The organism is Candidatus Tumulicola sp., assembly GCA_036490475.1.
GTDB lineage: Bacteria > Vulcanimicrobiota > Vulcanimicrobiia > Vulcanimicrobiales > Vulcanimicrobiaceae > Tumulicola.
Genome location: DASXDT010000001.1, coordinates 14,999 through 41,448, shown reverse-complemented (window position 1 = coordinate 41,448; position 26,450 = coordinate 14,999). Strand labels below are relative to the sequence as shown.

The window sequence follows — 26,450 nt, the reverse complement described above, 5'->3', positions numbered from 1 at the left end:
CCGCGGCCTGTTGTGCGCGCCGCCGAACGCTACCTTTCGAGCGGTGAAGAACGCTCCGACCAAATGCCGGCGATAGAAAGGCGTCCGAGCAGCATCGCGATCGCCATCCCGGCCAAGCAAATCGCTGCGCCCGCGATTTGATGCGGTTCCAAGTGCGACCCTAAAATCCAGACGCTCGCGAAGCCGGCCACGATCGGCACGAGAAAACCAAACATTCCGGCGCGCGCGGCGCCGATTTGGGCGATGCCGTAGTTCCACACCGGCCACGTCAGCACGATTGGGAACACGACGGCGAATGCGAACGGTCCCCAGACGGCCCAGCCCAGATGCGATAGGTCGACGTGCGGCAGGCGCGCCGCGCCGACGGGCGCGATCATCAACATTCCGATCGTCATCGTTATCGCGACTAGCACGATCGGCGGATAGCGGCCGACCAGTCGCGCCGTCAACACGTTATAGCCGGCAAACGACAGCGACGATAACAGCGTCAATGCGTCGCCGAGCCGAAACGTGGCATGACCCGCAAAGGCTCCTTCAAACACTGCGACACCGGCGAGGGCGATGGCGGCGCCGATCCAGCGACCCGTCGTAACGCGCTCCGCACCGGTGAGTGCGACGATGAGCAGCGTGAACACCGGTGCGAGCGCGCCGAGCAGCGAGGACGCGAACGCGCTCGTATTCGCTAGTCCGAAGATCCAGAAGTATTGATACGCGCCATATCCGCATGCCGCGCACGCTACCAGCAACGGCACGTCGCGCCGTCGCAACCGCACGCGTTGTCCGGTGGCGGCGACCAGCCCAAAAACCAACGGCGTCATCGCGACGAAGCGCAATCCGGTGAATACGAGCGGGTCTAATCGGTCGATTGCGGCCTTGACCAGCACCACGTTGAGTCCCCAACAGACGGCAACATAGAGCAGGCCCGCATACACGAGCGTACGTGAACGCACTGCCTTTGCGTTCGTCAGCCGAGGACGCAGCGCTTTTAAGGTAGGAGGGAGGACGTACGAAAGCCAAGCCAGGGGTTCATTGCAACCGACCGACCGTCACCACTTATGAAAGGGCCGTGCAATGTCAGTTTCCTCACCGCCTCCCGCCACTGATGGACCGTTTGGCTTAGCGCCCAACGTCGCCGCGGGCTTAGCCTATCTGCTGGGAATCATCGGCGGAATCGTCATGTTCCTCGGCGGTGGAACCAACCGGTTCGCCAAATGGTCGGCCGCGCAGTCGATCGTGATTTGGGGCGCCTACATCGTGCTCTTGTTCGCGATCGATTTCATCTTCGGGCTGATCCATCTATGGGCGCTCGCGGTGCCGCTAACGATGGTCCTCGGCTTGATTTGGTTCGTGCTGTGGATCTGGACGTTCGTCACCGGTTTCCAAGGCAAAGAAGTTGAAGTCCCCGTTTTCGCCGGTTTGACGAAGAGCATCTTCAAACTGTAAAGCGCCTCACGGCGACCACCGCAAGGGAGCGGTGGCCGCCGGAGCAATACGCTGGCGCCAAACGTTGGCGGGAATCGTCGCCCCTGTAACCGCGTTGCGGTAAACGGTCGTCGCCAAGGTTCCCGTCCCATCGGTTGCGCCGCCGTCGTCACCGGCATCTTCGAAATCCGGTGAGAACGTGCCGTCGCCCCGCCCGTCTAACGCGGCATACGGTGCGACGCGCCAAGTGCGAAAGCGTACGCGTGTCGTCCGCGTCGCTAGTGCTACTCCGCCGGCCTCGACCGCCGTTACAACCACGGCGGCTTCAACGCGCCCTTCGCTCACGTCGTCATTGGCTTGATCGTATGCCGTGCACGACTCGTTCGGACACGGAGTCGCGCGCGGCGCGCCCGGCGTACTCCACGCTATCGTCGCCTCGCTTTGAATCGCGCAATGATCGCCGTTCCGCACCACGCATTGCGCGCTGAGCTGCGCGTTGGGCGGAAGTGCGGCGCCCGCGTCGTTCCCTGCGGCGACCCATCGAGCCAATGTGAAACGCGCCCGCGCCACCGCGAACCCGGTTTCGTCGCCGGCCGCTATCGCGGCCCGCGCGTGCAGCGCCGCCACCGCGCCGCCCGCGGCCGCACGAACGGCCGGCTCGAGCAGCGCGCACATCAGCCCGATTGCGAACAACGCACGCAGCAGCACGTTACGGCGCCCCGGGCGGCGCCGGCACGAGCCCGTTGCGCGGCAACTCCGAACCGGGCACCGGCGCTTGGGCCGCAACGGTCGCTCGCAGCTCGGCACGTTGCGACGCACCGCCGTCTGGCGTCCCGCCGGAAGCTTGCACCGACACGTCGATCTGCCACGCCCCGCCGGCTCGGTGAGTCGCCAGTGAGACCACCGCCGCCAGCGGAGAGCCGCCCGGCATCGGGAGCGAGGTGGCGACGCTCGCCGGAACGATCGATCCTCCGCTGTATTTCACGATGTCGACCGCCGTGCTGAGTTCGCGACGCACGCAGGCTTCGAGCGCTTCGCGGCGATCGCGTTCGATGCGATGCCGCCCGATCGCAAGAAACGCGCTTAGGGCGGCGCCGGCGGCAATGGCGATGACGGCGATCGCGACGGCGACTTCGATGAGGGTGTTTGCGCGTTGTCGTTCGAGTCGCACGACGATGCGAGTGCCCCGTCGCGTTTCGTACGCGCCCACGGCGGCCGCACGCGTAACAACGGACGTTCGAATCCGAACGTCACGATCGTTGCCTGCGCAATGGTGCTCGCAAACGCGATCGCCGTAAACTGCGGTTGCCAGACCGGATCGTAATTCGCGGCGCCGACGTAGGGCGGAATGCGCCACGCCAACAGTTCGCGCGCCAGCATTTGGTGATAGAGATATAGGTTGTAGGATATCGTCGCTAAAAAGCGCAGCGGCGGATTATCGAGTAGCAACTGCCACCACCGGGGCGCCCACAAAAAACCCAACGCCAACACCGAAAAGGCCGCGCCCAACATCGGCCGGCGATCGATCTGCCACACGCCGGCCCACTGATCTGCGAGCCGGTAGGCGTACAAGCTTTGCAACAAAACGACCAGCCACGCCGCGCCGGCCAACCCGGCTACCGCACTTACGAGGCTGCCGGCGCGCGAACGCAACGGGCCGAAACGCACGTACGCATACGCGCTGATCGATCCGAACAAAAAGATGTCGAGATATCCGGGCAAGTTTTCAGAGTACTCGCCGAACCAGGTTTGCATGCAGCAGTGCGCCAGCCACGCCCGCCACACGGCGGCGATCAGCACGGCACCGGCAGTGGTCAGCCAAGGATTGCGCCGGAAGCACCACCACACCAGCGGGAAAATGCAATAAAACTCGACTTCCACCGCTAGCGTCCACAACACGCCGCTGATGGTTCCGTACGTTTGCGGAAACCACGTATGCACGAACAGCAGATGCGTCAGGATGTCGGCCGGAGCCCACGCTCCCGGCTGTTTTTGCGCGTATCCAAGCGCGTACGCGATGCCGATGAACAACACGTACGACGGCACGATCTTGATAAAGCGGCGCCACGCGAACTCGCCCCAACGTTGCGGCGGACCGCCTGCCAGCCATTCGCGTACGAACGGATACGCGATCACGAAGCCGCTCAGATAGAAGAAAAGGGTGACGCCGATGAAGCCCGTTTCCGGAACGAACTGCAACCACGCGACGGGGGATGGAAGAAACGAAATCTCCCACACGTGGTACCACAGCACCAAGAGCACGGCTAGGCCGCGTAAACCGTCCAGAACGCCGAGTCGCCGGGGTTCGACGAAGTCGCCGCTTGCCGCCACGGAGCCCGGCTTACCCGTTCCTCAAAGCCGGCCCTTCGCTGAAGCCGGCCCTTCGCTTTTGTACCAGATGCTTGACACAAAGTTCCGTTTGTATTAACGTGTTGATACAATGATTCATCATCTTCCTTTGTACGAACGCGAAATGCTGCTGCGCTTGATTTGGGCGGCGCTTTTGGCCGGGGCGGGCATCGCCATACTCGTGCGACGCAGCCTTGGGTGGTGGGGCGCCGGAGCGACTTGCTTTTTTCGCACGCCGGAGGGGTTGACGCCGGACCAAGTCGCGCGGCTCGAACGCACGCTGGCGGCTCGCCGCGCGGCAGAAGGCAGCGCGGTTCCGTGGCGGCGTTCGGTCGGGATCCTTGCCATCTTGCTGGCGATCGTCGAACTCATCCCGGCCGTCCCGTTTGCGATTCCCTACGCGCTGTTTTGTTTGGGCCTGGCGGCTTCGGAACTCATCTGCTTCAGTGGAATGCGCCGTGCCGTTCACCGCAGAGCTGCAGCGCTGGTCCCGCGCTCGCCGTTGCAGGCAATACCGCCGTTCCTGTACTTGACCGTGGGCGCGGCGTTCACGGGTGTCGTCCTTGCCTCTCCGGGAATGCATCCGCTCGTCGTGATCGTGATCGCGGTCGCTACTGCGATTCTCGCTTGGATCGCCTGGCAAATCGCGGCCGGTCGTGCGCTCCTACTTGGTGACGATCCGAAGATGGAGTATGCGGTCGACGAGCGTCTGCGCGTGCTACGCGTGACCAATATGGCCACGTTGGCCTGCGCGCCGGCGACCGCTCTGGTCGCTTCCAGTATCCCTTTCGTCGCGGACTCTTATCGCCGGTCGAGCGATGTGGCGTCATGGATCGCCGAAGCTGCTCTGCTCGCCGCCGTCCTGGGGGCCTTCGTAATCGCCCGGCGCTCGGCAGTAAAGTTCGAGCGGGACATTGCCTGACGCGAACCACGAGCCGTTTCTCTACGTCGATGAACGGCTCGAGACGCCACCGTATCGCCAGATTGCCGAACAGTTACGCGGCGCGATCGAATCGGGAACGCTGGCGGCCGGCGCACTGCTGCCGACGGTTCGCCAACTGGCCGGCGATTTGCGGATCGCTCCCAACACGGTGGCGCGCGCCTACACCGATATGCAAGCCGAGGGATGGATCGTCAGCGAGGGCCGGCGCGGAACCCGCGTCGCCGATCGGGCACCCGAGTCGGCGCGGGCCGACCGGCGCGAAGGCTTGCAAGAAGCGGCCGAGCGTTTCGTGCGCGGCCTACGCCAGCGCGGCTTTAGTGCGGCCGAAATTGCCGGCGAAATTACACGTGCCACGGACGGCGCATCCTAGCGCCGCTCGTTGACGCTTCCGCCGCGCTCGTGGTAGACTGCCGAGGTTCGGCCCCACTCGGGGTCCCGGCGCGGTGCCGGGGGCGCTCCCGAGGTTTCCCGAGGCTTCGGTCTTGGGGTGGAGGCCGTGTTTTACTGTGTTAGGGAGCGATTTTGCCCACTATCAATCAGCTGGTTCGCCGCGGTCGCGAAAAAACCGAGAAAAAGGTCAAGACCCGCGCGTTCCGAGTCATCCTGACCGGTCCCAAGCCGGGGCATCCGGATCTACCGACGCGTCAGTTCGAAGTGGCCGGCAATCCGCAGCGCCGCGGCGTTTGCACCCAAGTCAAAACCGTCACGCCCAAGAAGCCGAACTCCGCGCTGCGCAAAGTCGCTCGCGTCCGTTTGACCAACGGTGAAGAAGTCACGGCATACATCCCGGGCATCGGCCACAACCTGCAAGAGCATTCGGTCGTGCTCGTGCGCGGCGGCCGCGTGAAAGATTTGCCGGGCGTTCGCTACCACATCATCCGCGGAACCCTCGACACCGCCGGGACCGCAAACCGCAAGCAAGGCCGTTCGAAGTACGGCGCCAAGCGAACGGTGAAGAAGTAATGCCGCGTAAAGGGCCCGCAGTCAAACGGCAGATTCTGCCCGACGGAAAGTTCAATTCGAAAGTCCTCGCACGGTTCATCAACAAAGTGATGCTGCGCGGCAAGAAGTCGACTGCCGAGAACATTACGTATGCCGCGCTCACCATCGTGTCCGAGAAAACCGGACGCGACCCGATGGACGTGTTTTCGCAGGCGCTTTCCAACGCGATGCCGTTGGTCGAAGTTCGTCCGCGGCGCGTCGGCGGCGCAACCTACCAAGTTCCGATGGAAGTCCGTCCGGACCGCCGTCAAGCGATGGCCATGCGCTGGCTGATCGGGTTCGCCCGCTCGCGCGCCGGCCGCTCGATGGAAGAAAAACTCGCGAACGAACTGCTCGACGCGTCCAACAATACCGGCGCGACGATCAAGAAGCGCGAAGACACGCACAAAATGGCGGAGGCCAACAAAGCCTTCGCACACTATCGCTGGTAAAACGTAAAACACACCAAACACCATGGCAACAAGGGATTTTCCCCTCGAACGAACGAGGAACATCGGCATTGCCGCGCACATCGATGCCGGCAAAACGACCTGTACCGAACGTATTCTGTTCTACACCGGCCGCGTCCACAAGATCGGCGAAGTCCACGACGGCGCCGCCACGATGGACTGGATGGTGCAAGAACAAGAACGCGGTATCACGATCACGTCGGCCGCAACGGCGACGACGTGGCGCGACACGCGTATTAACATCATCGATACGCCCGGACACGTCGATTTTACCGTAGAAGTCGAGCGCTCGCTGCGCGTGCTCGATGGTTTAGTCGCGCTGTTCGATTCGGTTGCCGCGGTGCAGCCCCAGTCGGAAACGGTCTGGCGCCAAGCCAATAAGTATAAGGTTCCGCGCATCATCTTCGTCAACAAGATGGATCGCATGGGCGCCGACTTCTTCAACGTCGTCGACAAGATTCGCGAACGTCTGGGCGGTCGCGCCGTCCCGATTCAAGTGCCGATCGGCGCCGAGGACAACTTCCAGGGAATCGTCGACTTATTCACGATGAAAAAGACCGTCTACACCGACGATCTCGGTTCGACCATGGACTCCGAAGAAGAAGTCACCGGCGAGCTGCGTGAGGTCGCGCTCAAGTGGCGCCAGTCGCTGGTCGAAGCGATCGCCGAACAAGATGACGAGCTGCTCGAGATGTTTTTCGACGGTAAGGACTTGCCGATCGATCGCATGAAGGCGGCGTTGCGCCGCGCTACGATCGAAGGCAGCGTGCTGCCGATGCTGTGCGGTTCCGCATTCAAGAACAAGGGCATACAGCCGCTGCTCGACGCCGTCGTCGAGTACATGCCGTCGCCGATCGATGCCAAACCCATTATCGGCAAAGATCCAAAGACCGGCGACGAGATGACGCGCAAAGCGTCCGACGAGCAGCCGTTCTGCGCGCTTGCGTTCAAGATCGCGACCGATCCGTATGGCAACTTGACGTATTTCCGGGTGTATTCCGGTGTGTTGAACAAGGGCAGCTACGTACTGAACTCGCGCAGCGGGCGCAAGGAACGCATCGGGCGCATTTTGCGCATGCACGCCAACCATCGCGAAGATATCGATAGCATAGGCGCGGGCGACATCGCCGCGGCGGTCGGTCTGACCGACACGCGTACCGGCGACACGCTCTGCGATGAGAAAACGCCGATCACGCTCGAGTCGATCACCTTCCCCGAACCGGTCATTTCGCAAGCGATCGAGCCGAAGACCAAGGGCGATCAGGACAAACTCGGCATCGCGCTAACGCGTTTGGCGCAAGAAGATCCGACGTTCCGCATGCGCACCGACGAAGAAACCCAGCAGACGATTATCGCCGGCATGGGTGAGCTCCACCTCGAAATCATTCTCGACCGCCTGCGACGCGAGTTTAAAGTCGAGGCCAACGTCGGCAAACCGCAGGTTGCATACAAAGAAGCCATCACGAAGACGGTCGAAAAGCAAGGCAAATTCGTCCGGCAGTCGGGTGGTAAAGGTCAATACGGCGACATCTGGCTCCGGGTCGAGCCGCAAGAGCCCGGCACCGGCTTCATCTTTGAATGGAAGATCGTCGGGGGCAAGGTACCCAAGGAGTACTCGAAGGCGGTTCAGGAAGGCATCCGCGAGTCGTCACAGAGCGGCATCCTGGCCGGCTACCCGGTGCTCGACTTTAAGGTCACCGCGTTCGATGGCTCGTACCATGATGTGGACTCGTCGGAAATGGCGTTCAAAATCGCCGGGTCGATGGGTTGGAAAGAAGCCAATCGCACGGCCGGGCCGATTCTGCTCGAACCGTTGATGAAAGTGGAAGTCACGACCCCTCGGGAGTACATGGGCGGCATCACCGGCGACTTGATTCGGCGCCGCGGCGTCATTCAGTCCACCGAGGAAGCGCCCGGAGGCGTGCAAGTCATCCTGGCTAACATCCCGCTTTCGGAGATGTTCGGGTACGCCACCGACATGCGGTCCGCCACGCAGGGGCGCGCGACCTACACGATGGAGTTCTCGCACTACGAAAAGGCGCCGCGCTCGGTCGAAGAAGAGATCGTCGCGAAGGCATCCGGCAAAAAGGCCGGCGCCGCCTAGGGGCTTCCCCGTTTGACAGGGTCGCTGCCCTCTTGATATATTCCGTAGGTCATGGCGCTCTCTTCGCGAGGGCGTTTGTGACGTAAACGGTTAACTCGCAATAAAGCGTAAGGAAAAAAATGGCCAAGGCAAAGTTCGAGCGCAATAAGCCTCACGTCAACATCGGCACGACGGGACACGTCGACCATGGCAAGACGACGCTGACGGCGGCGATCACGCACTGTCTCGCAACCGAGGGGCTGGCATCAGCTCGCGGCGTCGACGAGATCGACAACGCTCCCGAAGAAAAAGAGCGCGGCATTACGATCGCTATCTCGCACCAAGAGTACGAGACCAAAAAGCGTCACTACGCGCACGTCGATTGCCCCGGTCACGCCGACTACATCAAGAACATGATCACCGGCGCTGCCCAGATGGACGGCGCGGTCCTGGTGGTCGCGGCGACCGATGGCCCGATGCCGCAAACGCGCGAGCACATTCTGCTTATGCGCCAAGTCGGCGTTCCCCGCATCGTGGTCTTCCTGAATAAGGTCGATCTGGTCGAGGACGAAGAGCTGCTCGAATTGGTCGAGATGGAAGTTCGCGAGCTGCTGAGCCAGTACGAGTTCGACGGCGATAACACGCCGATCATCCGTGGCTCGGCCCTCAAGGCGCTGCAGTCGGATGGCAAGCGTGGCGCCGGCACAACCGATCCGATCTTCCAACTGATGGACACGGTCGACGAGTTCATTCAGGATCCGGTCCGCCAAATCGACAAGCCGTTCCTCATGCCGGTCGAAGATGTGTTCACGATCACCGGACGCGGTACCGTCGGTACCGGACGCGTCGAGCGCGGACAGGTCAAAGTCGGTGAAGAAATCGAGATCGTCGGTCTCAAAGAAGAGACGAGAAAAACGGTCGTCACGGGCATCGAAATGTTCCGCAAGCTGCTCGATTCGGGCATCGCGGGCGACAACATCGGCGTGCTCCTGCGCGGCGTCGATCGCAACGACATCGAACGCGGCCAGGTGCTCGCCAAACCTGGCTCGGTCAAGCCGCATAAGAAGTTTAAGGCCGAGGTGTACGTCCTCTCCAAAGAAGAGGGCGGCCGCCACACGCCGTTCTTCGGCAACTATCGTCCGCAGTTTTACTTTCGCACGACCGACGTCACCGGCACGATCAAACTGCCGGACGGCGTCGAAATGGTGATGCCCGGCGACAACGTCCAGATGGACGTCGAGCTGATCACGCCGATCGCGTGCGAAGAGGGACTGCGTTTTGCAATCCGTGAAGGCGGCCGCACCGTCGGCGCCGGCGTCGTCACCAGCGTCTCGGAGTAAATGTCAAAACAAAAGATTCGCATCCGGTTAAAGGCTTACGACCACCGCGTGCTTGACCAATCTGCAGAGCGCATCGTCGAAACGGCGAAGCGCACCGGTGCGTTCGTAAGCGGTCCAGTTCCGCTCCCAACCGAAATCAATCGTTTCTGCGTGCAGCGTTCCACCAACAACGACAAAAAATCGCGCGAGCACTTCGAGATGCGCACCCACAAGCGGCTGATCGACATTCTGCAAGCGTCGCCCAAGACGATGGACGCGCTGATGCATCTCGATCTCCCGGCCGGTGTGGACATCGAACTCAAAGCCTAAGAGTTCGCAAGCGGCCGCCCGGCAGGGCAGCCCAAGCCGTTCCCCATAAAACGACGGAAAACACTCCGTCGTTTTATGCTTTGGAGGGCAACGTGGAAGTCAAACCGACGTACCTGGGCACAATGGTCGCGCTGGCCACGGTGGCATTCGGCCTGATCGCCGCGGGCGCATGGAATAAGTTTATCAGCGATACCATCGCGTTATTTCTCAAGCCCGGCAGCGGTGTGCTGGCCGAGCTAATCTACGCAGTGCTCGTCACGCTGCTGGCCATCTTCGTGGTGCAAGCACTCGGTAAACTCGCCGAAAAAGATATCGGCCCGAAGGTTCGCTAACCGCTATTTTCGCGAGAGTCGGGGCGCCCGAGAGCCGTGTGGCCCCGACTTCCCCGCCGCATCAGCGGTCCTTTTCGCGGTGTGTTTGGCTCTCGCTTCCGTCGTTTTCCGGATGGTGGAGTTCCGCCGTAATTTGTTCGGCTTCGCTGGGCGGTAGCGCCTCGAGCCCGATGAGCCGATTATCCGCTTTCTCAATCGCGCTAATAAGGGAGTCGAGCTTTGCGTTCATCGCTATGGTATCGCGACTCTGCGCGTTATTAAGGACGAAGACCATAAGAAACGTGACGATGGTCGTTCCGGTATTGATGAGAAGCTGCCAGCCGTCGGAATAACGAGTAATTGGCCCGAAAAGCGCCCAAACGAGGACGATGATAAAGGCGGCTCCGGTCGCTGCCGGAGATGAAACGAACCGGTTAACGCCGGACGCGAACGCGCTAAATGCATTTTTCATCTGGCTACGATGGTTCGCGATACTCGAGCGACCTCTTACTTTTTATGTGGCCCGACTGACGACGGCCAATCGGGACGAGTTAGCCCGCTGCGGCGTCGCCTTTCTTGGGCGGTTTGCCGGAACGGAGTTTAAAGGCTAACTCGGGACGGTGTTGCATCGGCGGATACACGTGTGCTCGGACTTCGAATCCTTTTGCCTCCAAGCCAAGCCTGTACGCCGCTTGTTGGATGCCGTGCAGAATCTTGGCGCTCAGCTGCTCGTCCGCGACGCCCAGATCCATCAAGCTGTGCACGTGCTTCTTGCACAACAAGGTCGCGCGCAGCTCGGCCTCCTCACGCGGCGACTCATTGTCTTCGTCGACCGGATCGTGGAACACGACGACGTGCGAATCTTCAAAGATGATCTCGCTGTCGCCGACGATCTTGTCCCAAGATTTGGGTTCCTTGGGCCAGTCCGGTGGCCCAGCTAGGATATCGCTCGGGGAAACGACGGATTTACCGTCTTTGAAGTCGGCCATACGCACGCGCTTTGAGCGTGACGGCCGCGCGACCTGCTGGAAGGACGGACGTTTTGCCGTCGAACTCCGATCGTTCGCGCCGGCTTACTTTGAAGGAGCGTTTATGACGCAGTGGATCTCGCACCTCATCAGCGGCCCAGAACAGCGTACGTGGGAGAAGCCCGATCCCGACCACACGTTTCGCGGCCGGCTCGACGGAACGCGCGCCCGCGCCGATGAGGTCGTATACGAAGACGACGACGTTTTCGCGTTCCGCCACAACATCGATCGCAGCAAACCCGAGTGGTGGGAAGTCCACGTCGTCATCATTCCGAAAAAATGGATACCGACGCTCCTGGATTTCGGTTTAGGGGACGCGCGCATCTGGAGCCGTTTGCTCGCCGGCATTCAAAAAGTCGCGCTCAAGATGGGAATGTACGAAAAAGGCTTTACGGTTCGGATGGGCGTGCTGCCGCCATATCAGCACACCGAGCACGTGCACATCCACATCCTGTCCGGAAAACACACGTCGCCGGTGATCGACGGTCCGCTGCCGGATGCCGGCTAGCGACGACGCACCGGCGCCGCCCGTCCGGCCGACGCTGCTCAGCGTCGCGCTGGTTTTTGCCGCGATTTCGTCGACGTCGTTCGGCGGCGGCCAAAAGGCGTCGATCCGCCAGCAGGTCGTCAAGCAAGGTTGGATGGACAAAGACGCCTTTTTGGAAGGCCTCGAGTTGGCGCAAGTGTTGCCCGGTCCAAACATTCTCAACCTCGCGATTTTTTGCGGTCAGCGCGCGCGCGGCGTGCCGGGAGCGATCGCAGCCTTTCTGGGCGCCAGCATTCCGCCGCTCCTCATCGTCTTAGTCGCAGGCGCCCTCTACTTCAAGTATTCAGAAAATCCGTTCGTCCGGGGCGGCCTGCGCGGCTGCGCCGTCGGCGCGCTCGGGCTCACGGTGGCCAATGCGTTGGAGTTGAGCTGGGACGAACGCAACGACTGGATTAAGTTGCTGTTACTGGCGCTCACGGCGGTGGTCGTGTCGCTCTTCAAAATGCCGTTGCTGTTAGTGCTAGTCGTTTTCGGCGGAATCGGCATCATGCACGAATATCTGCGCTCTCGCCGTCAGGCCGCCTCGCCGTGAGCAGTACGATGCATACGGCGCTCCATCTGCTATGGACGTTCGGACAGTTATCGGTCTTAGGCTTCGGCGGCGGCAAAGGCATCATCCCGCAGATGCATCGCGACGCGGTCGAAAACTACCGCTGGGTGACGTCGGCACAGTTCACGCAGTTTTACACGATCGGCAAGCTCGTGCCGGGGCCGACGACGATTTTTGCCGCGCTGATCGGATATGCGGCGATGCCGAAGACGCCGTTGATCGGCGCGACGGTTGCGACCGTCGGCATGTTCGTTCCGTCGAGCGCGATTATGATGGCAGCCGACGTTGCTTGGGATCGCTTCGCAAACTCGCCGTGGCGGCCGATCTTGGCGCGTGGCTTGGCACCGGCCATCGTCGGGTTGGTATGGTCGAGCGTGTTGACGATCGCGCGCGGAACCCCGGCCGGCATTTTGCCATACGCCGTCACCGCCGTTGTCGTGTTGCTCACGCTGCGCACGAAGCTTAGCGCACCGGTGCTGATCGTCGCGTCGGGCGTTGTGGGGATAATTGCGCTACGTTAGCGAAGCGAGCGGGCATGCCCATCGAGCTTCATGAGGCCCGCGAGCGTAAATTTAGCGGCACGAAACGGCGAATCTACCATCTCTTAGAAGAAATGGGGACGTCTGGCGATCAAATTTGGCCGTTTGCGTCGCAGCCGTTTATGCGTTCGCCCGGCCCGTTATCCGTCGGTAAAACCGAAGAGTGGCATCTGGGCGTGCATGCCGTCCTGCAAGAGGCCGTTTCCGAAGACCGCATCGTATGGCGCATTCAAAACGAAGGCATCGACGGAGTGCACGGTTTCTATGTGACGACCGAAGGTAAGACGACCACGGTGGTCCACAGGTTCGACGCGCAATTATCCGATACGGATGGCCGGCTGTTCTGGCGGCGTTTCGAAGACCAATTCGAGCGGTCGACCGAGGCGTTGTTCGACAAACTCGCGCGCGTGCTGAAACGCTAATCGCCCGCCGGCGATTGGTAGGTAGATGAACCAACGACAACTTGGTACGGCCGGTCCCCTGGTATCCGAACTGGGGCTGGGCTGCATGGGCATGTCCGATTTTTACGGACAGCGCGACGACGAGGAGTCGATTCGCACGATCCACCGCGCGCTCGACCTCGGCATTACGATGCTCGATACCGCCGATATGTACGGCACCGGCGACAACGAAGAGCTGGTAGGCCGGGCGATTGCGGGCCGTCGCGACGATGTGTTTATCGCAACCAAATTTGGAATCGTGCGCGATCCCAACGATCCGCAAAAGCGCGGCATTGACGGAAGTGCCGCGTACGTCTCCGCTGCCTGCCATGCGTCGTTGTTCCGGCTGAAGGTCGACACGATCGACTTGTACTACCAGCATCGCGTCGACACGTCTACGCCGATCGAAGAAACGATCGGTGCGATGGCGCGCTTGGTCGAAGCCGGTAAGGTGCGCTACATCGGGTTGTCGGAGGCCTCGGCCGAGACAGTCCGCCGCGCGCACGCCGTGCACCCCATCGCGGCGGTCCAAAACGAATGGTCGCTCTGGTCGCGCGATCTGGAAGAGAACGGCCAGTTAGAGGCGCTCCGCGAGTGCGGCGCCGCAATCGTGGCATACAGTCCGCTCGGCCGCGGCTTCCTCACCGGCGAAATCAAGAGCGCGGGCGATTTTGGGCCCGGGGACTTTCGCGGCAGCTCGCCGCGTTTTACCGGCGACAACTTTGCCAAGAATCTGACACTGGTCGATGCGGTTCGCCAGCTCGCAACCAAAAAGGGCTGCGCCCCCTCGCAGATCGCGCTCGCGTGGCTCTTGGCGCAGGGCGACGACGTCGTCCCGATACCGGGCACCAAACGCGTGCGCTATATAGAAGAGAACGTCGGCGCACTTGCGGTGCAACTGACCGATGAGGAACTGCAGTGGCTTGATGACATCTTTCCGCCGGGCGTCGCCAGCGGCGACCGCTACGAAGATATGAGCTTCGTCAACCGGTGAGCGGAGCGACCCCGCGTAGCGCTCCCGACGCCGTCGACTTCATTGGCATTTCGGGGCTGCTCTCCGACGAAGAACGCCTGATCCGCGACAGCGTCCGCGCGTTCGTACGCGACCGCATTACCCCTAACGTCGCCGACTGGTTCGAGAGCGGCACCTTGCCGCGGGATCTGGGGCGCGGCTTGGGTGAGTTGGGCGTCCTGGGCATGCACCTCGACGGGTACGGTTGTCCTGGAGCGAGCGCGGTGGCGTACGGTCTCGCCTGTTTGGAATTGGAAGCCGGCGACTCGGGCGTACGCAGCTTTGCCTCGGTTCAAGGCTCGCTTGCGATGTACGCGATCTACCGCTGGGGCAGCGAAGAGCAGAAGAATCGCTGGCTGCCGTCGATGGCTCGCGGCGAAGCCATCGGATGCTTCGGCTTGACCGAGCCGGACTTCGGCAGCAATCCTAGCGGAATGCGCACGTCCGCGCGCCGCGACGGTTCCGATTGGATCCTCGACGGAACCAAAATGTGGATTACCAATGGTTCGATCGCCAATGTTTCGATCGTTTGGGCGCAGACCGACGACGGCATCCGCGGATTCATCGTTCCCGCCGGCACCAAGGGCTTTAGCGCGAACGATATCCACCGCAAGCTTTCGTTGCGCGCATCGGTTACGAGCGAACTGGTGCTGCACGACTGCCGTCTGCCGGCCGAAGCGCTGCTCCCGAAGGCGCGCGGTCTCTCCGGCCCGCTCGCCTGTTTAAATGAAGCGCGCTACGGGATCATCTGGGGCGCGATGGGCGCCGCGCGGTCGTGCTACGAGACCGCGCTGGAGTATTCTAAGACGCGCGTGCAGTTCGACCGGCCGATCGGCGGCTTTCAGCTCACGCAAGAAAAGCTGGTCGACATGCTGCTCGAGCTGAACAAAGGCACGTTGTTGGCATTGCACCTCGGCCGGCGCAAAGACGACAAACAGTTGCATCCCTCGCAAGTGAGTTTCGGAAAACTCAACAACGTTCGCCAAGCGCTGCAGATCGCGCGCACCGCCCGCACCGTCCTCGGCGCCAACGGCGTGACCCTCGAGTATCCGGTGATCCGACACATGAACAATCTCGAATCGGTCCTCACCTACGAGGGCACGACGGAGATGCACGCGCTCATCGTCGGAAAAGAGATCACCGGTCTCGACGCATTCACGTAGGCCGGGCGGCACACACCCGTTTTCGACTGTAGCGAAATCGGACTACGTCTAGTCCACTCGTTCACAAATCGGTAACGTGTGGATGCGGCTTTTTGGGCCGCTTCGGCGTTCGGTCCGGCTCTGTCTGGCGTATTGGCGACGGCTCGGACAGCGCGAAACGGGGCGTCGGCCATGAACAACAGCATTGAGGACGAGTTTGGCGATCGCCAAAATGTGAACCAGCGGACTAAGTCTAGTCCAAATTTTGCAGTGCTTCTGTGCCCCTTACCGGCACGGTGCGGGATCGGAATCAAGCGAGCGAGCCACCGAACGCGCACCTAGCGTTTCTATGGATCGAAGTCCGGGCATCATGGCTGCCGACTCTCGCCCTTGACGCCTCTCGCGGCGCCTGATACACTCTCCGGGTTGTGGTCCAGGCCGGCCCGCGGTTATTTGCGTGTGCCGGTCGAAAGTTCTAGTCGATACGCCTGGGCCCGTGTACTAGCACCCCTTATTTCAACAGGACGAGGACGTATGAAGAACATCCTTGGCCGCAAGGTTGGGATGACGAGCGTTTTCACCGACGACGGGCGATATGTCCCGGTGACGGTGATCGAAGCCGGTCCCTGCACGGTCGTGGAACGCCGGACGAAAGAGAAGCACGGGTACGATGCCGTGGCTCTGGGGTTCGGCACGCGTAAAAAGCGCCGCGTAACCCGTGCCCTTGCTGGGCATTTTAAGAAGCAGAACGTCGAACCGGCACGTTACGTGCGCGAGTTTCGCGACGACATCGACGGCGTCGAAGCCGGTCAGACCGTGACGGTCGCCGAGTTCGCAGCCGGCGATCGCATCGACGTGGTAGGCATCTCGAAGGGCCACGGCTTTGCCGGCGGCATCAAGCGCCACAACTTCAGCGGCGGCGGCGCGAGCCACGGTTCGATGATCCACCGCCAGCCCGGCTCGAACGGCGACACCAACGCCGGTCGTACCGTTAAGGGTAGCCGGCGTCCCGGACACTACGGCGTCGATCGCACGACGACGCAGAATCTGGAAGTCGTCCGCGCCGATGGCGAGCGCAACTTGCTGTTGATTCGCGGTCCGGTTCCGGGTGCCAAAAATGGCCTCGTGATCGTTCGCAAGAGCGTCAAGAGCCGGCCGGTCGCGCCGGCGGCGGGGGCGTAGCATGCCAAACGTTATCGATTCCAAAGGCGCCACCGTACGCGAGGTCGCGGCCCCCGAGTTATTGCTCCGCGATTACGCGTTGGCCGCTCCGGTCGTGTTCCGGGCCGTTCATCGCGAGATGGCGAACGCTCGCGCCGGCCTTGCCTCGACCAAGCGTCGCGACGAAGTCTCGGGCGGTGGCCGCAAACCGTATAAGCAAAAGGGAACCGGTCGTGCCCGCCAGGGTTCGATCCGCTCGCCGCAATGGCGCCACGGCGGCGTCGTGTTCGGCCCCAAGCCCCGCAGCTATTCGGAGTCGCTCAATAAAAAGGAACGCCGCCTCGCGTTCATGGCCGCCCTATCCGATCGCTTCCGCAACGATGCCATCACCTTGCTCGATACCGCGGGATTCGCGATCGACAAGACGGCCGCGTGCGCGGCGCTGCTGTTCGGCAACGTCAAGGCCGCGAAGACCGGCCCCAAAACCCTCGTCGTATGCGGACAAGGCGAGGAAATTCGTCCGCTGCTCGAGCGGGTCACGCGCAATCTTGGGCGAGTCGCCGTCACCGACGATGGAGCGCTCGATGTTAAAGACGTGTTGCGCTACGACCGCATTATCTTCACGACCGGCGCATACGACGCGGTTGTCGCCCGGCTCGACGCTGCCGAAGGAGCCCGCTAGTGGACGCCCGCGACGTCATCGTTTCTCCGCGCATCACCGAAAAAGCGATGGCCGATGCGCTACTCAATCAGTACACGTTCGTCGTGAACCCGCACGCGACTAAGACGCAGATCCGTCATGCGATCGAGTCGATCTTCAGCGTGAACGTGACCAAGGTCAACACCGTGAACGTTCGCGGTAAATCGCGCAACTTCGCCAAGCGCGGCGTGAAAACGCATGGCAAGCAGAGCGACTTCAAAAAAGCCGTCGTCACCCTCAAGGCCGGACAAAAAATCGAACTGGCCGGCGTCAACTACTTCGAGCAATAAACATGCCAGTAAAGAAATATCGCCCGACATCTCCCGGCCGCCGGTTCATCACCACGATGGATTTTTCGGATCTGTCGAAGGTCGAACCCGAAAAGTCGCTGCTGGAAGCCGGCAAGAAGAACGCCGGACGCAACAATAACGGACGCATCACCGTTCGCCACAAAGGCGGCGGAGCGCGACGCCGGTATCGTATTATCGATTTCAAGCGTACCAAGGACGGGATTCCCGCCAAAGTCGCGACGATCGAATACGACCCGAATCGTTCGTGCCGTATTGCGTTGGTCAACTATCGCGACGGCGAGAAGCGTTACATCCTTGCGCCGCTCGGCCTCAAGGTCGGCGATCCGATCGAGTCGGGCACCGGCGCCGACATCAAAATCGGCAACTGCCTGCCGATCAAGAACATTCCGGTCGGTACCGTCATCCACAACATCGAGCTGCGTTCGGGCGAGGGCGGCAAGCTCGTTCGTTCGGCCGGCGTTTCGGCCCAGTTGATGGCAAAAGAAGGCACGTACTCGCAAGTGCGTATGCCGTCCGGCGAAGTGCGCCGCATCCACATCGATTGCCGCGCAACCATCGGTCAACTCGGCAACATCGAGCACGAAAATCAAGTCATCGGTAAAGCCGGCCGTCAACGCCATTTGGGCAAACGCCCGAGCGTTCGCGGTATCGCCATGAATCCAGTCGATCACCCGCATGGTGGTGGTGAGGCGCGTTCGACCTCGGGCCGTCCGCCGACCACGCCGTGGGGCCAGATGACGATGGGCAAAAAGACGCGCCGTAACAAGCGCACGACCAAGATGATCGTTCGCAAACGGGGTTCGAAGTAAATGAGCCGCAGTCTCAAAAAGGGCCCGTTCGTGGCCGAGCATCTGATCAAGAAAATCGATCAGCTCAACGAAACGCGCGACAAGCGCGTCGTGAAAACGTGGAGCCGCGCTTCGACGATCGTTCCGGCCATGGTCGGGCATACGATCGGCGTGCACAACGGCAAGATGCATATTCCGGTCTACGTCACCGAGAATATGGTTGGCCACAAGCTTGGCGAGTTTTCGCCGACGCGTCATTTCCGCGGACATGGCGGCGATAAAGCGACGGTGAAATAATGAGTGCCGCACATCCGCTTCCTACGACCAACGCCGTCGCGCATCTGCGCTTCGTGCGCATGGGACCGCGTAAACTGCGCCGCGTGGCCGATGCCATTCGCGGTAAGAGCGTGCGTGAAGCCCTCGCGCTGTTGAAGTTTGCCGACGTCTACGCCGCCGAACCGATCGGCAAGTTGGTTCGCAGCGCCGTCGCCAACGCCGGCAACAATCACGACATGAATGCCGACGAGCTGTACATCACGCGCATTACGGTCGACGGCGGTCCCGGCGGACGCTTCACCAAGCGACTGGATCCGCGCGCACAAGGCCGTGCGTACTTCAAGCGTAAGCGTCTGTCGCACGTTACCGTCATGGTGAGCGAACAGCCGCCGGCCAAGCCGCCGCGCAAACGCGCCGGTGCCTCGGTACAGAGCGCACGCCGCATCGTTCGCCGTCCGGCCGCCGAAGCGGGCCGCAAGAAATCTTCGCGCAAACGCGCGACCGCGCCGGTTGCAGCAGCTGCTGCCGGAGCTACGGAGTAAGCATGGGTCAAAAAATTCACCCGGTCGGATTGCGGCTGGGCATCACGCGGACGTGGGACAGCCGGTGGTTCGAGAAGCGCCACTACATCGATTGGTTGCACGAAGACGTCGCGATTCGCAAGTATCTCAACCGCTGGATGCGCTCGGCCGCAATTAGCAAAGTTGAGATCGAGCGGCGTACCAATCAGGTGCGCGTTCTCATCAACACCGCCAAGCCCGGTATCATCATCGGCAAGCGCGGCGTCGGTATCGAGGACATCCGCAAGAGCCTCGAGCGTCTGACCGGCAAGAACGTTCAGGTGAACGTCGTGGAAATCAAGCATCCCGAGCTCGATGCGCGTCTGGTCGGCCAGAACATCGTCGATCAACTCGAGAAACGCATCGCGTTCCGTCGCGCTATGAAGCAAGCCATCATGCGAACCATGAAGGCCGGCGCGCGCGGCGTCAAAGTACAAGTCTCGGGCCGCCTCGGCGGTGCCGAAATCGCGCGTACCGAGCGCAACTCCGATGGCAAGGTGCCGCTGCACACGCTGCGCGCCGACATCGATTACGCGACCGTCGAAGCATTTACCACGTTCGGCCGCATCGGCGTCAAAGTGTGGGTGTATCGCGGCGAAGTGCTGCCCGATCAGCCGCGCCCGGATGCCAATGTTCGCGATCGTGCCGACCGCGGCGGGTTCCGCGAACGTCGCGAACGGGGTGGCCGCGGCCGCGGCCGTAGTGGCGAGCGTGCTCCGCAAGCGGTTGGAGCGCCGCCGCATCAGCCGCCGATCTCTCGTCCGGCACATGAGTCCGAGGCGCAAGCGCTTACCGAAGCCGCGCTGCCGAACGAAAGCGCGCCCGAAGCGATCGTCGATCGGTTAGCCGCAGTCGTCGAGTCGACGCCCGCGCCGCACGTCGAAGCCGCACCCGCACCGCACGTCGAAGCCGCACCCGCGCCGCACGTCGAAACCGCGCCCGCGCCGCAAGCTGAGGCTGCACCCGCACCCGCGCAACCGGAGGTCACCGAAGAGTAATGCTGACCCCCAAACGCGTCAAATGGCGCAAGGTGCATCGCGGACGCATGACCGGGCGCGCGATTCGCGGGAGCACGCTGACGTTCGGCGATTTCGGATTGCAAGCGATGGAACCGTGTTGGATGACCAGCCGGCAGATCGAAGCGGCTCGTATCGCCATGACGCGCCACATCAAACGTGGCGGCAAAGTGTGGATCAAAGTGTTTCCGGATAAGCCGGTCACCAAAAAGCCCGCCGAAGTCCGCATGGGCGCCGGCAAAGGTAATCCGGAGTTCTGGGTAGCCGTGGTGCGTCCCGGACGCGTGCTGTTCGAGCTTTCCGGCGTTGCGCCGGAAGTCGCTCGCGAAGCGCTGAAACGCGCCGCCGCCAAGTTGCCCATCGATACCAAGATCGTCGCCCGCGAGGAGGTCACCGCATGATAAAAACCGATCTCGACGAGTGGCGTTCGCTGAGCATTAAAGAGCTCGAGCAGAAAGCGCGCGACACCAAGAACGAGATGTTTACGCTGCGCTTTGCGCTGCGTACCGGGCATCTCACGGATTTCAGCAAGGTTCGTGCCATCCGCCGTACCTACGCACGCATTCAGACCGTGATTTCCGAAAAGCGGATTGCCGAGGAGCAGCATGGAGCAGCATAACGTCGAGACGCCGGTCGTCGAGACGCCGGTCGTCGAAACGCCGGCCGTCGACGCGACGGACGCGACGGAACGCGCGTCGCGGCGCGTCAAGCAAGGTCGCGTCGCGTCCAATAAGATGGACAAGACGATCGTCGTCGTGTCCGAAACGCGCGTGCCGCATCGCACCTACGGCAAGATCGTTCGCAAGTCGTCGCGCTTCAAGGCACACGACGAGCGCAACGAAGCCAACATCGGCGACGTGGTTCGTATTATGGAATGCCGTCCGTTATCGCGCGACAAGCGCTGGCGGTTGGTCGAAATCGTGGAGCGAGCGAAGTGATCCAACAAGAAACGCGGCTCAAGGTGGCCGATAACTCCGGCGCACGCGAACTGCTGGTGATTCACATTTCCGGCGGCAGCCGGCACTCGTACGCACACGTCGGCGACATCGTCGTCGGAACGGTGAAGAGCGCCATTCCGGGTGCGGCCGTCAAGAAGGGTCAAGTCGTCAAAGCCGTCGTCGTCCGCACGAGTGCGCCGATCCGGCGTGCCGACGGTTCGGTCGTACGCAGCGACGACAACGCTTGCGTGATTATTAAGGGAGACAAAGACAATCTGGATCCGCGCGGCACGCGCGTCTTCGGCCCGGTCATGCGCGAACTGCGCGACCGCGGCTTCTTAAAGATCGCATCGCTGGCGCCGGAGGTGTTATAAGCGTTATGGCAGCCAAACCGAATATTTTAAAGGGCGACACGGTGATGATCCGTCGCGGCAAAGAACGCGGTCATCGCGGAACCGTCAAGGCGGTGCAAGTCGACCACGGAACCGCGACGATCGAAGGTCTGAACGTGATCAAGCGGCACACCAAACAAGAGCGTACGTCCGGCAACATGGGCGGCTCGCAGACAGGCGGCATCGTCGAGAAAGAAGCGCCGCTTCCGTTGTCGGCTCTGCAATACGTCTGTGAGAAGTGCAAACTGCCGACGCGCCTGCGCCATCAGCAGTCGCCGACGGGCGGTTCGCAACGCGTTTGCGCGCGCTGCGGCGAGCCCGCGCGCGAATCGGCGAAGGGAGCGTAAGCGTGGCGAATCGTTTGCGGGAAACCTATCAAGGACGCGTGCGCGAACAGCTGCAAGAGCGCTTCGGCTATGCTAACGTCCACGAGATTCCGAAGTTCTCGAAGGTCGTCATCAACATGAGCGTGGGTGAGGCGATTGCTAACCCCAAGTCGCTCGATGCGGCGGTTTCGGAACTGACGGCGATCTCCGGCCAAAAGCCGATCGTCACCAAGGCACGCAAGTCGATCGCGGCGTTCAAGCTACGCGAAGGCATGAACATCGGAGCCAAGGTCACGCTGCGCGGCGAGCGCATGTACGTGTTCCTGGACAAGCTGTTCAACGTCGTGCTGCCGCGTATCCGCGACTTCCGGGGCTTGCCGACGAAGTCGTTCGACGGACGCGGCAACTACAACTTAGGGTTGCGAGAGCAGCTCGTGTTTCCAGAAATCAACTACGACAAAGTCGACAAGACGCGCGGGATGGATATCACGATCGTTACGACGGCCAAGAACGACGAAGAAGCGTCGGAGTTTCTTACGGCGATGGGTCTTCCGCTACAGAAGGGACGCGGTTAATGGCGAAAACGAGCATGATAGTCAAGCAGCAGCGTGGGTCCAAGTTCGGGGTGCGCGATTACAATCGTTGCCGCATCTGCGGGCGCCCGCGCGGCTACTTGCGTCGCTTTGCTATGTGCCGCATCTGCTTCCGTGAGAACGCGCACAAAGGCGTCGTTCCTGGCGTGACCAAGGCGTCGTGGTAAGGGGGAAGGCATGTCCGCAGTAACCGATCCCATCGCCGATATGTTGACGCGCATTCGCAATGCGAATATGGCCAACCACAAGACGGTCGATATTCCGGCCTCGCGCCCCAAACAGGCGATCGCGCAGATTCTCGTCGATGAAGGCTTCATCGTCAGTTTCGAGCGCGTGACGGAGGGTCCGCAAGGCCTCATCCGCATCCAGCTCAAGTACGGGCCGGAAAAAGAAAAAGTCATCAACGGCCTTCGCCGCATTTCGCGCCCGGGGTTGCGGGTCTACACCGGCAAGTCGGAGATTCCGCGCGTGCTGGGCGGTTTGGGTCTGGTCATCATCTCGACGCCGCAGGGCATCATGTCCGGCAAACGCGCCAAAAAAGTTGGCGTCGGCGGCGAGGTCATAGCCTACGTCTGGTAGTCCGCTTTAGAACGATGCAAGAGAGAGAACGATAGAATGTCACGCATAGGAAAGTTGCCGGTCGCGGTTCCCGCCGGCGTCGACGTTACGGTCGCCGAGAGCACCGTCAGCGTCAAAGGTCCGAAGGGCCAGCTGAGCCAGGCGATCGCACCGCAATTGGTCGACGTCAAGCTGTCCGACGGAACGTTGACGGTCGAGCGCAAGGGCGATTCGAAACCGTACCGCAGCTCGCACGGGCTCACGCGCACGCTCATCGCCAATATGGTTGAGGGCGTGAGCAAGGGCTTTCGTAAGAGCCTGGAGATTCAGGGCGTCGGTTACCGCGTTTCGAAGGCCGGCGACCGGTTGAATTTCAATTTGGGCTACTCGCACCCGGTAACATTCGAGCCGCCGGCCGGTATCGTCTTGAGTGTCGAGGGCACGAACCGCGTGCACGTCGACGGCATCGATAAGCAAGCCGTCGGACAAGCCGCAGCCGACATCCGTAATCTGCGTCCGCCCGAGCCGTACAAGGGCAAAGGCATCCGGTACGCGGGCGAAGTCGTGCGTAAGAAACTCGGTAAAGCCGGAAAGGCTGGCAAGAAGTAATGGCGCAAGCTTCCAAAGCGGTTTCGCGTCGCGCGCGCCACGAGCGCTTGCGCAAGAAGGTTACCGGTACGCAAGAGCGTCCGCGGTTGTTCGTGCAGCGCACGCTGCACCATATCTACGCAACGCTGGTCGACGATTCGCGCGGCGTCACGCTCGCTGCGGTCTCGACCGTGCAAAAACCGGTCGGCGAAAGTTTGGAATCGAAGACCAACGTCGAGGCGGCCAAAGCGGTCGGATCGGCGATCGCCGCTAAGGCCAAAGAAGCCGGCATCTCCGACGTGGTCTTCGACCGCGGCGGCAATCGTTATCACGGACGGGTACGCGCGCTTGCGGATGCGGCGCGAGAAGCGGGGTTGAACTTTTAATGCAGTATCGTGGCGGTCGCGAGCGCGACAACAGCGGATTCGAAGAAACGGTCGTGCGCGTGAATCGCGTTGCGAAGGTCGTCAAGGGTGGTAAGCGCTTTAGCTTTAGCGCGCTGGTCGTCGTCGGCGATCGTCGCGGTAAGGTCGGCTTCGCGATCGGTAAGGCCGGCGAGGTTCCGGACGCAATCCGTAAAGGGGTCGAGCAGGCCAAGAAGAGCCTGGTCACCGTCCCGATGGTCGAAAAAACGATTCCGCACGAAGTATTTATGCAGGTAGGCGCCGCACGCGTCATGATCAAACCAGCCGCTCCCGGCACCGGCGTTATCGCCGGCGGTTCGATGCGCGCCGTGCTCGAACTGGCCGGCATTCACGACATTCTGACCAAATGCTTGGGAACCACCAATCCGATCAACGTCGTCATGGCGACGGTCGAGGCGCTCCGGTCCTTGCGGACCGCCGAACGCGTCGCATCGCTGCGTGGCAAGACGGTTAAGGAAATCTTCGCCGCCTAACGGCAGACGAGAACGAATACGATGGCAGACGAAACCACGACGACGGCCTCGGCCGGTCCACTCAAACTCGGCGCGCTCGTTCCGGCGCCTGGTAGCCGCCCGAAGCGTCAGCGCATCGGTCGCGGCCACGGTTCCGGCATGGTCAAAACCGGCGGCGAAGGCGGCAAGGGTCAAACCGTTCGCTCGGGCGGCGGCAAGGGTCCGGCCTTCGAGGGCGGGCAGACACCGTGGCAGCGGCGCTTACCGCACAACCGCGGTTACTCCCAAAAGGCGCGCGATATCGGACATTTCCGGACGCGTCTTGCGGTCGTCAATTTGCATCGCTTGTCGGGCTGGGATACATCGATCGAAGTCACGCCTGAATCACTCAAAAAGCATGGCGTCCTTGCGTCGCTTCGTGACGGCGTGAAAATTTTGGGCGAAGCCAGGCCGGGGCACGATCTGCCGGCCGGATTGCGTTTCCGCCACGTCGTGTTTTCGCAGAGCGCGCGTGACGCCTTGACGGCTGCCGGCGCAACGATCATCGAGAACATCTAACTTGTTCGATAATCTTCGCGCTGCCGTTCTCGTCCCAGAGATCCGGAAGCGGCTTCTGTTCGTGCTGTTCGGCTTCGCGTGGTTCGTCTTCATGATCCACGTGCAGCTGCCCAACGTTAACCAAGCGCAGTGGCAGAGTGTGTTGCAGAGCGGCGCGTTCTACAACTTGCTCGGCTTCCTGTCGGGCGGCGCGCTGCAGAAGTTGTCGGTTATCGCGATGGGCATCACGCCCTACATCAACGCGTCGATCATCATGCAGTTGATGACGGTCGTCTTGCCGCAACTCGAAGAGCTGGCCAAAAAAGGCGGCGAAGAAGGCCGCAAAAAGATCAGCCAATACACTCGCTGGCTGACCATCGTGCTGGCCGCCATGCAGGCTACGTTCATGGCCAACGCCATGGAGCGCTCGCACGTCTTTTACGATACTAGCATCTGGTTTTTACTGTACGCCATTATCGCGATGGTGGCCGGCACGTTGTTCTTGATGTGGCTCGGCGAGCAAATGACGGACAAGGGTATCGGCAACGGCGTTTCGCTGATCATTTTCATCGGCATCGTGCTGCGCTTCCCGACCTACGTCACGCAGACGCTGACGTCCACGACACAGGGCGCCGAATCGGTGCTTAACATCGTCTTGTATATATTGACCGCCTTGATCGTGATCGTTTCGATCATCTTCCTATACCAGGGTCAGCGGCGCGTGCCCGTGCAGCAAGCCCGCCGTACCGTCGGCCGCAAGATGTTCGCCGGACGTTCTACCTACATTCCGCTGCGCCTCAACAACGCAGGCGTCATCTCGATCATTTTCGCGATCTCGATCCTGTTGCTGCCGCAGCAGGCACTGTCGTGGTTCGCGCACGGCAATACGCCGGCGACCTACTTCCATCTGTTCGGACCGATCTCGCTACCGAGCAATCCGCCGGCCATCTCGCAGCTGCTCAATCTGTACTTCTCGCCCAACGGCCTGCTGTACAACATCGTCTACTTCTTGCTGGTCGTGATCTTCACGTTCTTCTATAGCTCGGTCGTGCTCAACACGCGCGACGTGGCCGACAACCTTAAGAAGACCGGCGCCTTCATTCCGGGCATTCGTCCGGGACAGCCGACGGTGGATTACCTCAACAAGATCCTAGTCCGCATCACGACCGCATCCGCCATCTACCTCGGCTTGCTGGCCGTGCTCCCCGGAGCGCTCCAGCGCGGCCTGTCGGTAACGACGTTTTATCTCGGTTCGACGTCGCTGCTGATCGTCGTCGGCGTGGCGCTGGATACCATCACGCAAATCGAAGCACGCCTGGCGATGCGCGATTACCGCGGCTTCATCAAGAAATAAATTCTTGCG

At 61.5% G+C, this 26,450-nt stretch carries 39 protein-coding genes and 2 pseudogenes; 35 read left to right on the top strand and 6 right to left on the bottom strand.

What is annotated here, in order from left to right:
- Window positions 1-29: 29 nt before the first annotated feature.
- Entirely contained in the window at window positions 30-950 is a 921-nt protein-coding gene (locus tag VGF98_00300) for a DMT family transporter (protein ID HEY1680066.1), read from the bottom strand.
- 121 nt (window positions 951-1,071) lie between these two features.
- Between VGF98_00300 and VGF98_00295 the strand changes: the two genes are divergently transcribed.
- Window positions 1,072-1,443 (top strand): hypothetical protein, encoded by a 372-nt coding sequence (locus VGF98_00295; GenBank protein HEY1680065.1) that lies wholly within the window; start codon window positions 1,072-1,074, stop codon window positions 1,441-1,443.
- Between the two features lie 6 nt (window positions 1,444-1,449).
- Here VGF98_00295 and VGF98_00290 read toward each other — a convergent pair whose 3' ends face one another.
- From VGF98_00290 to VGF98_00280, 3 genes are read right to left on the bottom strand one after another with little or no spacing between them, the layout of a single operon-like run.
- A complete protein-coding gene (locus VGF98_00290; protein ID HEY1680064.1) occupies window positions 1,450-2,130 on the bottom strand; it encodes a hypothetical protein in 681 nt (226 codons plus the stop codon).
- Window position 2,131: 1 nt separating this feature from the next.
- Window positions 2,132-2,593: a prepilin-type N-terminal cleavage/methylation domain-containing protein gene (locus tag VGF98_00285; GenBank protein ID HEY1680063.1), complete on the bottom strand. Its 462-nt coding sequence runs from the start codon at window positions 2,591-2,593 to the stop codon at window positions 2,132-2,134.
- Window positions 2,506-3,753, bottom strand: a complete 1,248-nt coding sequence (locus tag VGF98_00280; GenBank protein HEY1680062.1) for an acyltransferase — start codon at window positions 3,751-3,753, stop codon at window positions 2,506-2,508. Before VGF98_00280 ends, VGF98_00285 begins: the two co-directional genes overlap by 88 nt.
- A gap of 142 nt (window positions 3,754-3,895) precedes the next feature.
- Here VGF98_00280 and VGF98_00275 point away from each other — a divergent pair, with 142 nt between their 5' ends.
- From VGF98_00275 to VGF98_00240, 8 genes are all read left to right on the top strand, one after another.
- Window positions 3,896-4,693 carry a hypothetical protein gene (locus VGF98_00275; protein ID HEY1680061.1) on the top strand — a complete coding sequence of 266 codons (798 nt, stop codon included), beginning with the start codon at window positions 3,896-3,898 and terminating at the stop codon, window positions 4,691-4,693.
- Window positions 4,686-5,084 carry a GntR family transcriptional regulator gene (locus VGF98_00270; GenBank protein HEY1680060.1) on the top strand — a complete coding sequence of 133 codons (399 nt, stop codon included), beginning with the start codon at window positions 4,686-4,688 and terminating at the stop codon, window positions 5,082-5,084. The genes VGF98_00275 and VGF98_00270 overlap by 8 nt, the downstream gene beginning before the upstream one ends.
- 152 nt (window positions 5,085-5,236) lie before the next feature.
- Entirely contained in the window at window positions 5,237-5,677 is a 441-nt protein-coding gene (gene rpsL, locus VGF98_00265; GenBank protein ID HEY1680059.1) for a 30S ribosomal protein S12, read from the top strand.
- Entirely contained in the window at window positions 5,677-6,147 is a 471-nt protein-coding gene (gene rpsG / locus VGF98_00260; GenBank protein ID HEY1680058.1) for a 30S ribosomal protein S7, read from the top strand. The genes rpsL and rpsG overlap by 1 nt, the downstream gene beginning before the upstream one ends.
- Before the next feature lie 22 nt (window positions 6,148-6,169).
- Window positions 6,170-8,269 (top strand): elongation factor G, encoded by a 2,100-nt coding sequence (gene fusA / locus VGF98_00255; protein ID HEY1680057.1) that lies wholly within the window; start codon window positions 6,170-6,172, stop codon window positions 8,267-8,269.
- Window positions 8,270-8,388: 119 nt separating this feature from the next.
- Window positions 8,389-9,588, top strand: coding sequence for an elongation factor Tu (tuf, locus tag VGF98_00250; GenBank protein ID HEY1680056.1), 1,200 nt, complete (start codon window positions 8,389-8,391; stop codon window positions 9,586-9,588).
- Window positions 9,589-9,897: a 30S ribosomal protein S10 gene (rpsJ, locus tag VGF98_00245; protein ID HEY1680055.1), complete on the top strand. Its 309-nt coding sequence runs from the start codon at window positions 9,589-9,591 to the stop codon at window positions 9,895-9,897.
- A 92-nt stretch (window positions 9,898-9,989) separates the two neighbouring features.
- Entirely contained in the window at window positions 9,990-10,229 is a 240-nt protein-coding gene (locus VGF98_00240) for a DUF5654 family protein (protein HEY1680054.1), read from the top strand.
- A 61-nt stretch (window positions 10,230-10,290) separates the two neighbouring features.
- On the opposite strand, the gene VGF98_00235 is transcribed toward VGF98_00240, so the two are convergent.
- Together VGF98_00235 and VGF98_00230 are read right to left on the bottom strand one after the other, a co-directional pair.
- Window positions 10,291-10,680, bottom strand: coding sequence for a low affinity iron permease family protein (locus VGF98_00235; protein HEY1680053.1), 390 nt, complete (start codon window positions 10,678-10,680; stop codon window positions 10,291-10,293).
- Window positions 10,681-10,759: 79 nt separating this feature from the next.
- On the bottom strand, window positions 10,760-11,197 hold the full coding sequence (locus tag VGF98_00230; protein ID HEY1680052.1) for a hypothetical protein: 438 nt from the start codon (window positions 11,195-11,197) through the stop codon (window positions 10,760-10,762).
- A gap of 103 nt (window positions 11,198-11,300) precedes the next feature.
- On the opposite strand from VGF98_00230, the gene VGF98_00225 reads away from it, so the two are divergent.
- From VGF98_00225 to secY, 26 genes and pseudogenes are all read left to right on the top strand, one after another.
- On the top strand, window positions 11,301-11,744 hold the full coding sequence (locus VGF98_00225; protein ID HEY1680051.1) for an HIT domain-containing protein: 444 nt from the start codon (window positions 11,301-11,303) through the stop codon (window positions 11,742-11,744).
- Entirely contained in the window at window positions 11,734-12,315 is a 582-nt protein-coding gene (locus tag VGF98_00220) for a chromate transporter (protein HEY1680050.1), read from the top strand. Before VGF98_00225 ends, VGF98_00220 begins: the two co-directional genes overlap by 11 nt.
- Before the next feature lie 8 nt (window positions 12,316-12,323).
- Window positions 12,324-12,854: a chromate transporter gene (locus VGF98_00215; protein HEY1680049.1), complete on the top strand. Its 531-nt coding sequence runs from the start codon at window positions 12,324-12,326 to the stop codon at window positions 12,852-12,854.
- A gap of 14 nt (window positions 12,855-12,868) precedes the next feature.
- Complete coding sequence (locus VGF98_00210; GenBank protein HEY1680048.1) at window positions 12,869-13,294, top strand: hypothetical protein; 426 nt, start codon at window positions 12,869-12,871, stop codon at window positions 13,292-13,294.
- Window positions 13,295-13,319: 25 nt separating this feature from the next.
- Window positions 13,320-14,306 (top strand): aldo/keto reductase, encoded by a 987-nt coding sequence (locus tag VGF98_00205; GenBank protein ID HEY1680047.1) that lies wholly within the window; start codon window positions 13,320-13,322, stop codon window positions 14,304-14,306.
- Window positions 14,303-15,487: an acyl-CoA dehydrogenase family protein gene (locus VGF98_00200; protein ID HEY1680046.1), complete on the top strand. Its 1,185-nt coding sequence runs from the start codon at window positions 14,303-14,305 to the stop codon at window positions 15,485-15,487. The genes VGF98_00205 and VGF98_00200 overlap by 4 nt, the downstream gene beginning before the upstream one ends.
- A gap of 513 nt (window positions 15,488-16,000) precedes the next feature.
- On the top strand, window positions 16,001-16,648 hold the full coding sequence (rplC, locus tag VGF98_00195; GenBank protein HEY1680045.1) for a 50S ribosomal protein L3: 648 nt from the start codon (window positions 16,001-16,003) through the stop codon (window positions 16,646-16,648).
- Window position 16,649: 1 nt separating this feature from the next.
- Window positions 16,650-17,309, top strand: a complete 660-nt coding sequence (gene rplD / locus VGF98_00190; protein ID HEY1680044.1) for a 50S ribosomal protein L4 — start codon at window positions 16,650-16,652, stop codon at window positions 17,307-17,309.
- Window positions 17,309-17,617, top strand: coding sequence for a 50S ribosomal protein L23 (rplW, locus tag VGF98_00185; protein HEY1680043.1), 309 nt, complete (start codon window positions 17,309-17,311; stop codon window positions 17,615-17,617). The genes rplD and rplW overlap by 1 nt, the downstream gene beginning before the upstream one ends.
- A 2-nt stretch (window positions 17,618-17,619) precedes the next feature.
- Window positions 17,620-18,447, top strand: a complete 828-nt coding sequence (gene rplB / locus VGF98_00180) for a 50S ribosomal protein L2 (GenBank protein ID HEY1680042.1) — start codon at window positions 17,620-17,622, stop codon at window positions 18,445-18,447.
- Window positions 18,448-18,723, top strand: a complete 276-nt coding sequence (gene rpsS, locus VGF98_00175) for a 30S ribosomal protein S19 (GenBank protein ID HEY1680041.1) — start codon at window positions 18,448-18,450, stop codon at window positions 18,721-18,723.
- Window positions 18,723-19,244 (top strand): 50S ribosomal protein L22, encoded by a 522-nt coding sequence (gene rplV, locus VGF98_00170; GenBank protein ID HEY1680040.1) that lies wholly within the window; start codon window positions 18,723-18,725, stop codon window positions 19,242-19,244. Before rpsS ends, rplV begins: the two co-directional genes overlap by 1 nt.
- 2 nt (window positions 19,245-19,246) lie before the next feature.
- Window positions 19,247-19,870 (top strand): annotated as a pseudogene (gene rpsC / locus VGF98_00165) (30S ribosomal protein S3).
- 389 nt (window positions 19,871-20,259) lie between these two features.
- A complete protein-coding gene (gene rplP / locus VGF98_00160) occupies window positions 20,260-20,679 on the top strand; it encodes a 50S ribosomal protein L16 (GenBank protein HEY1680039.1) in 420 nt (139 codons plus the stop codon).
- A complete protein-coding gene (gene rpmC, locus VGF98_00155; protein ID HEY1680038.1) occupies window positions 20,676-20,897 on the top strand; it encodes a 50S ribosomal protein L29 in 222 nt (73 codons plus the stop codon). Before rplP ends, rpmC begins: the two co-directional genes overlap by 4 nt.
- Window positions 20,898-20,961: 64 nt before the next feature.
- Window positions 20,962-21,216, top strand: a pseudogene (gene rpsQ, locus VGF98_00150) (30S ribosomal protein S17).
- Window positions 21,213-21,590, top strand: a complete 378-nt coding sequence (gene rplN, locus VGF98_00145) for a 50S ribosomal protein L14 (protein HEY1680037.1) — start codon at window positions 21,213-21,215, stop codon at window positions 21,588-21,590. Before rpsQ ends, rplN begins: the two are co-directional and overlap by 4 nt.
- Before the next feature lie 5 nt (window positions 21,591-21,595).
- The gene (gene rplX / locus VGF98_00140; GenBank protein HEY1680036.1) at window positions 21,596-21,955 is read left to right on the top strand and encodes a 50S ribosomal protein L24; all 360 of its coding nucleotides are present in this window, start codon (window positions 21,596-21,598) and stop codon (window positions 21,953-21,955) included.
- Between the two features lie 2 nt (window positions 21,956-21,957).
- Window positions 21,958-22,509, top strand: a complete 552-nt coding sequence (gene rplE / locus VGF98_00135; protein ID HEY1680035.1) for a 50S ribosomal protein L5 — start codon at window positions 21,958-21,960, stop codon at window positions 22,507-22,509.
- On the top strand, window positions 22,509-22,694 hold the full coding sequence (locus tag VGF98_00130; GenBank protein ID HEY1680034.1) for a type Z 30S ribosomal protein S14: 186 nt from the start codon (window positions 22,509-22,511) through the stop codon (window positions 22,692-22,694). The genes rplE and VGF98_00130 overlap by 1 nt, the downstream gene beginning before the upstream one ends.
- Window positions 22,695-22,704: 10 nt before the next feature.
- Entirely contained in the window at window positions 22,705-23,106 is a 402-nt protein-coding gene (gene rpsH / locus VGF98_00125; protein ID HEY1680033.1) for a 30S ribosomal protein S8, read from the top strand.
- A gap of 36 nt (window positions 23,107-23,142) precedes the next feature.
- Window positions 23,143-23,694, top strand: a complete 552-nt coding sequence (gene rplF / locus VGF98_00120) for a 50S ribosomal protein L6 (protein ID HEY1680032.1) — start codon at window positions 23,143-23,145, stop codon at window positions 23,692-23,694.
- A complete protein-coding gene (gene rplR, locus VGF98_00115) occupies window positions 23,694-24,059 on the top strand; it encodes a 50S ribosomal protein L18 (GenBank protein ID HEY1680031.1) in 366 nt (121 codons plus the stop codon). The genes rplF and rplR overlap by 1 nt, the downstream gene beginning before the upstream one ends.
- Window positions 24,059-24,571: a 30S ribosomal protein S5 gene (gene rpsE / locus VGF98_00110; protein ID HEY1680030.1), complete on the top strand. Its 513-nt coding sequence runs from the start codon at window positions 24,059-24,061 to the stop codon at window positions 24,569-24,571. Before rplR ends, rpsE begins: the two co-directional genes overlap by 1 nt.
- A 21-nt stretch (window positions 24,572-24,592) precedes the next feature.
- Window positions 24,593-25,108: a 50S ribosomal protein L15 gene (gene rplO / locus VGF98_00105; protein HEY1680029.1), complete on the top strand. Its 516-nt coding sequence runs from the start codon at window positions 24,593-24,595 to the stop codon at window positions 25,106-25,108.
- Between the two features lies 1 nt (window position 25,109).
- Window positions 25,110-26,441 (top strand): preprotein translocase subunit SecY, encoded by a 1,332-nt coding sequence (gene secY / locus VGF98_00100; GenBank protein ID HEY1680028.1) that lies wholly within the window; start codon window positions 25,110-25,112, stop codon window positions 26,439-26,441.
- Window positions 26,442-26,450 lie beyond the last annotated feature (9 nt).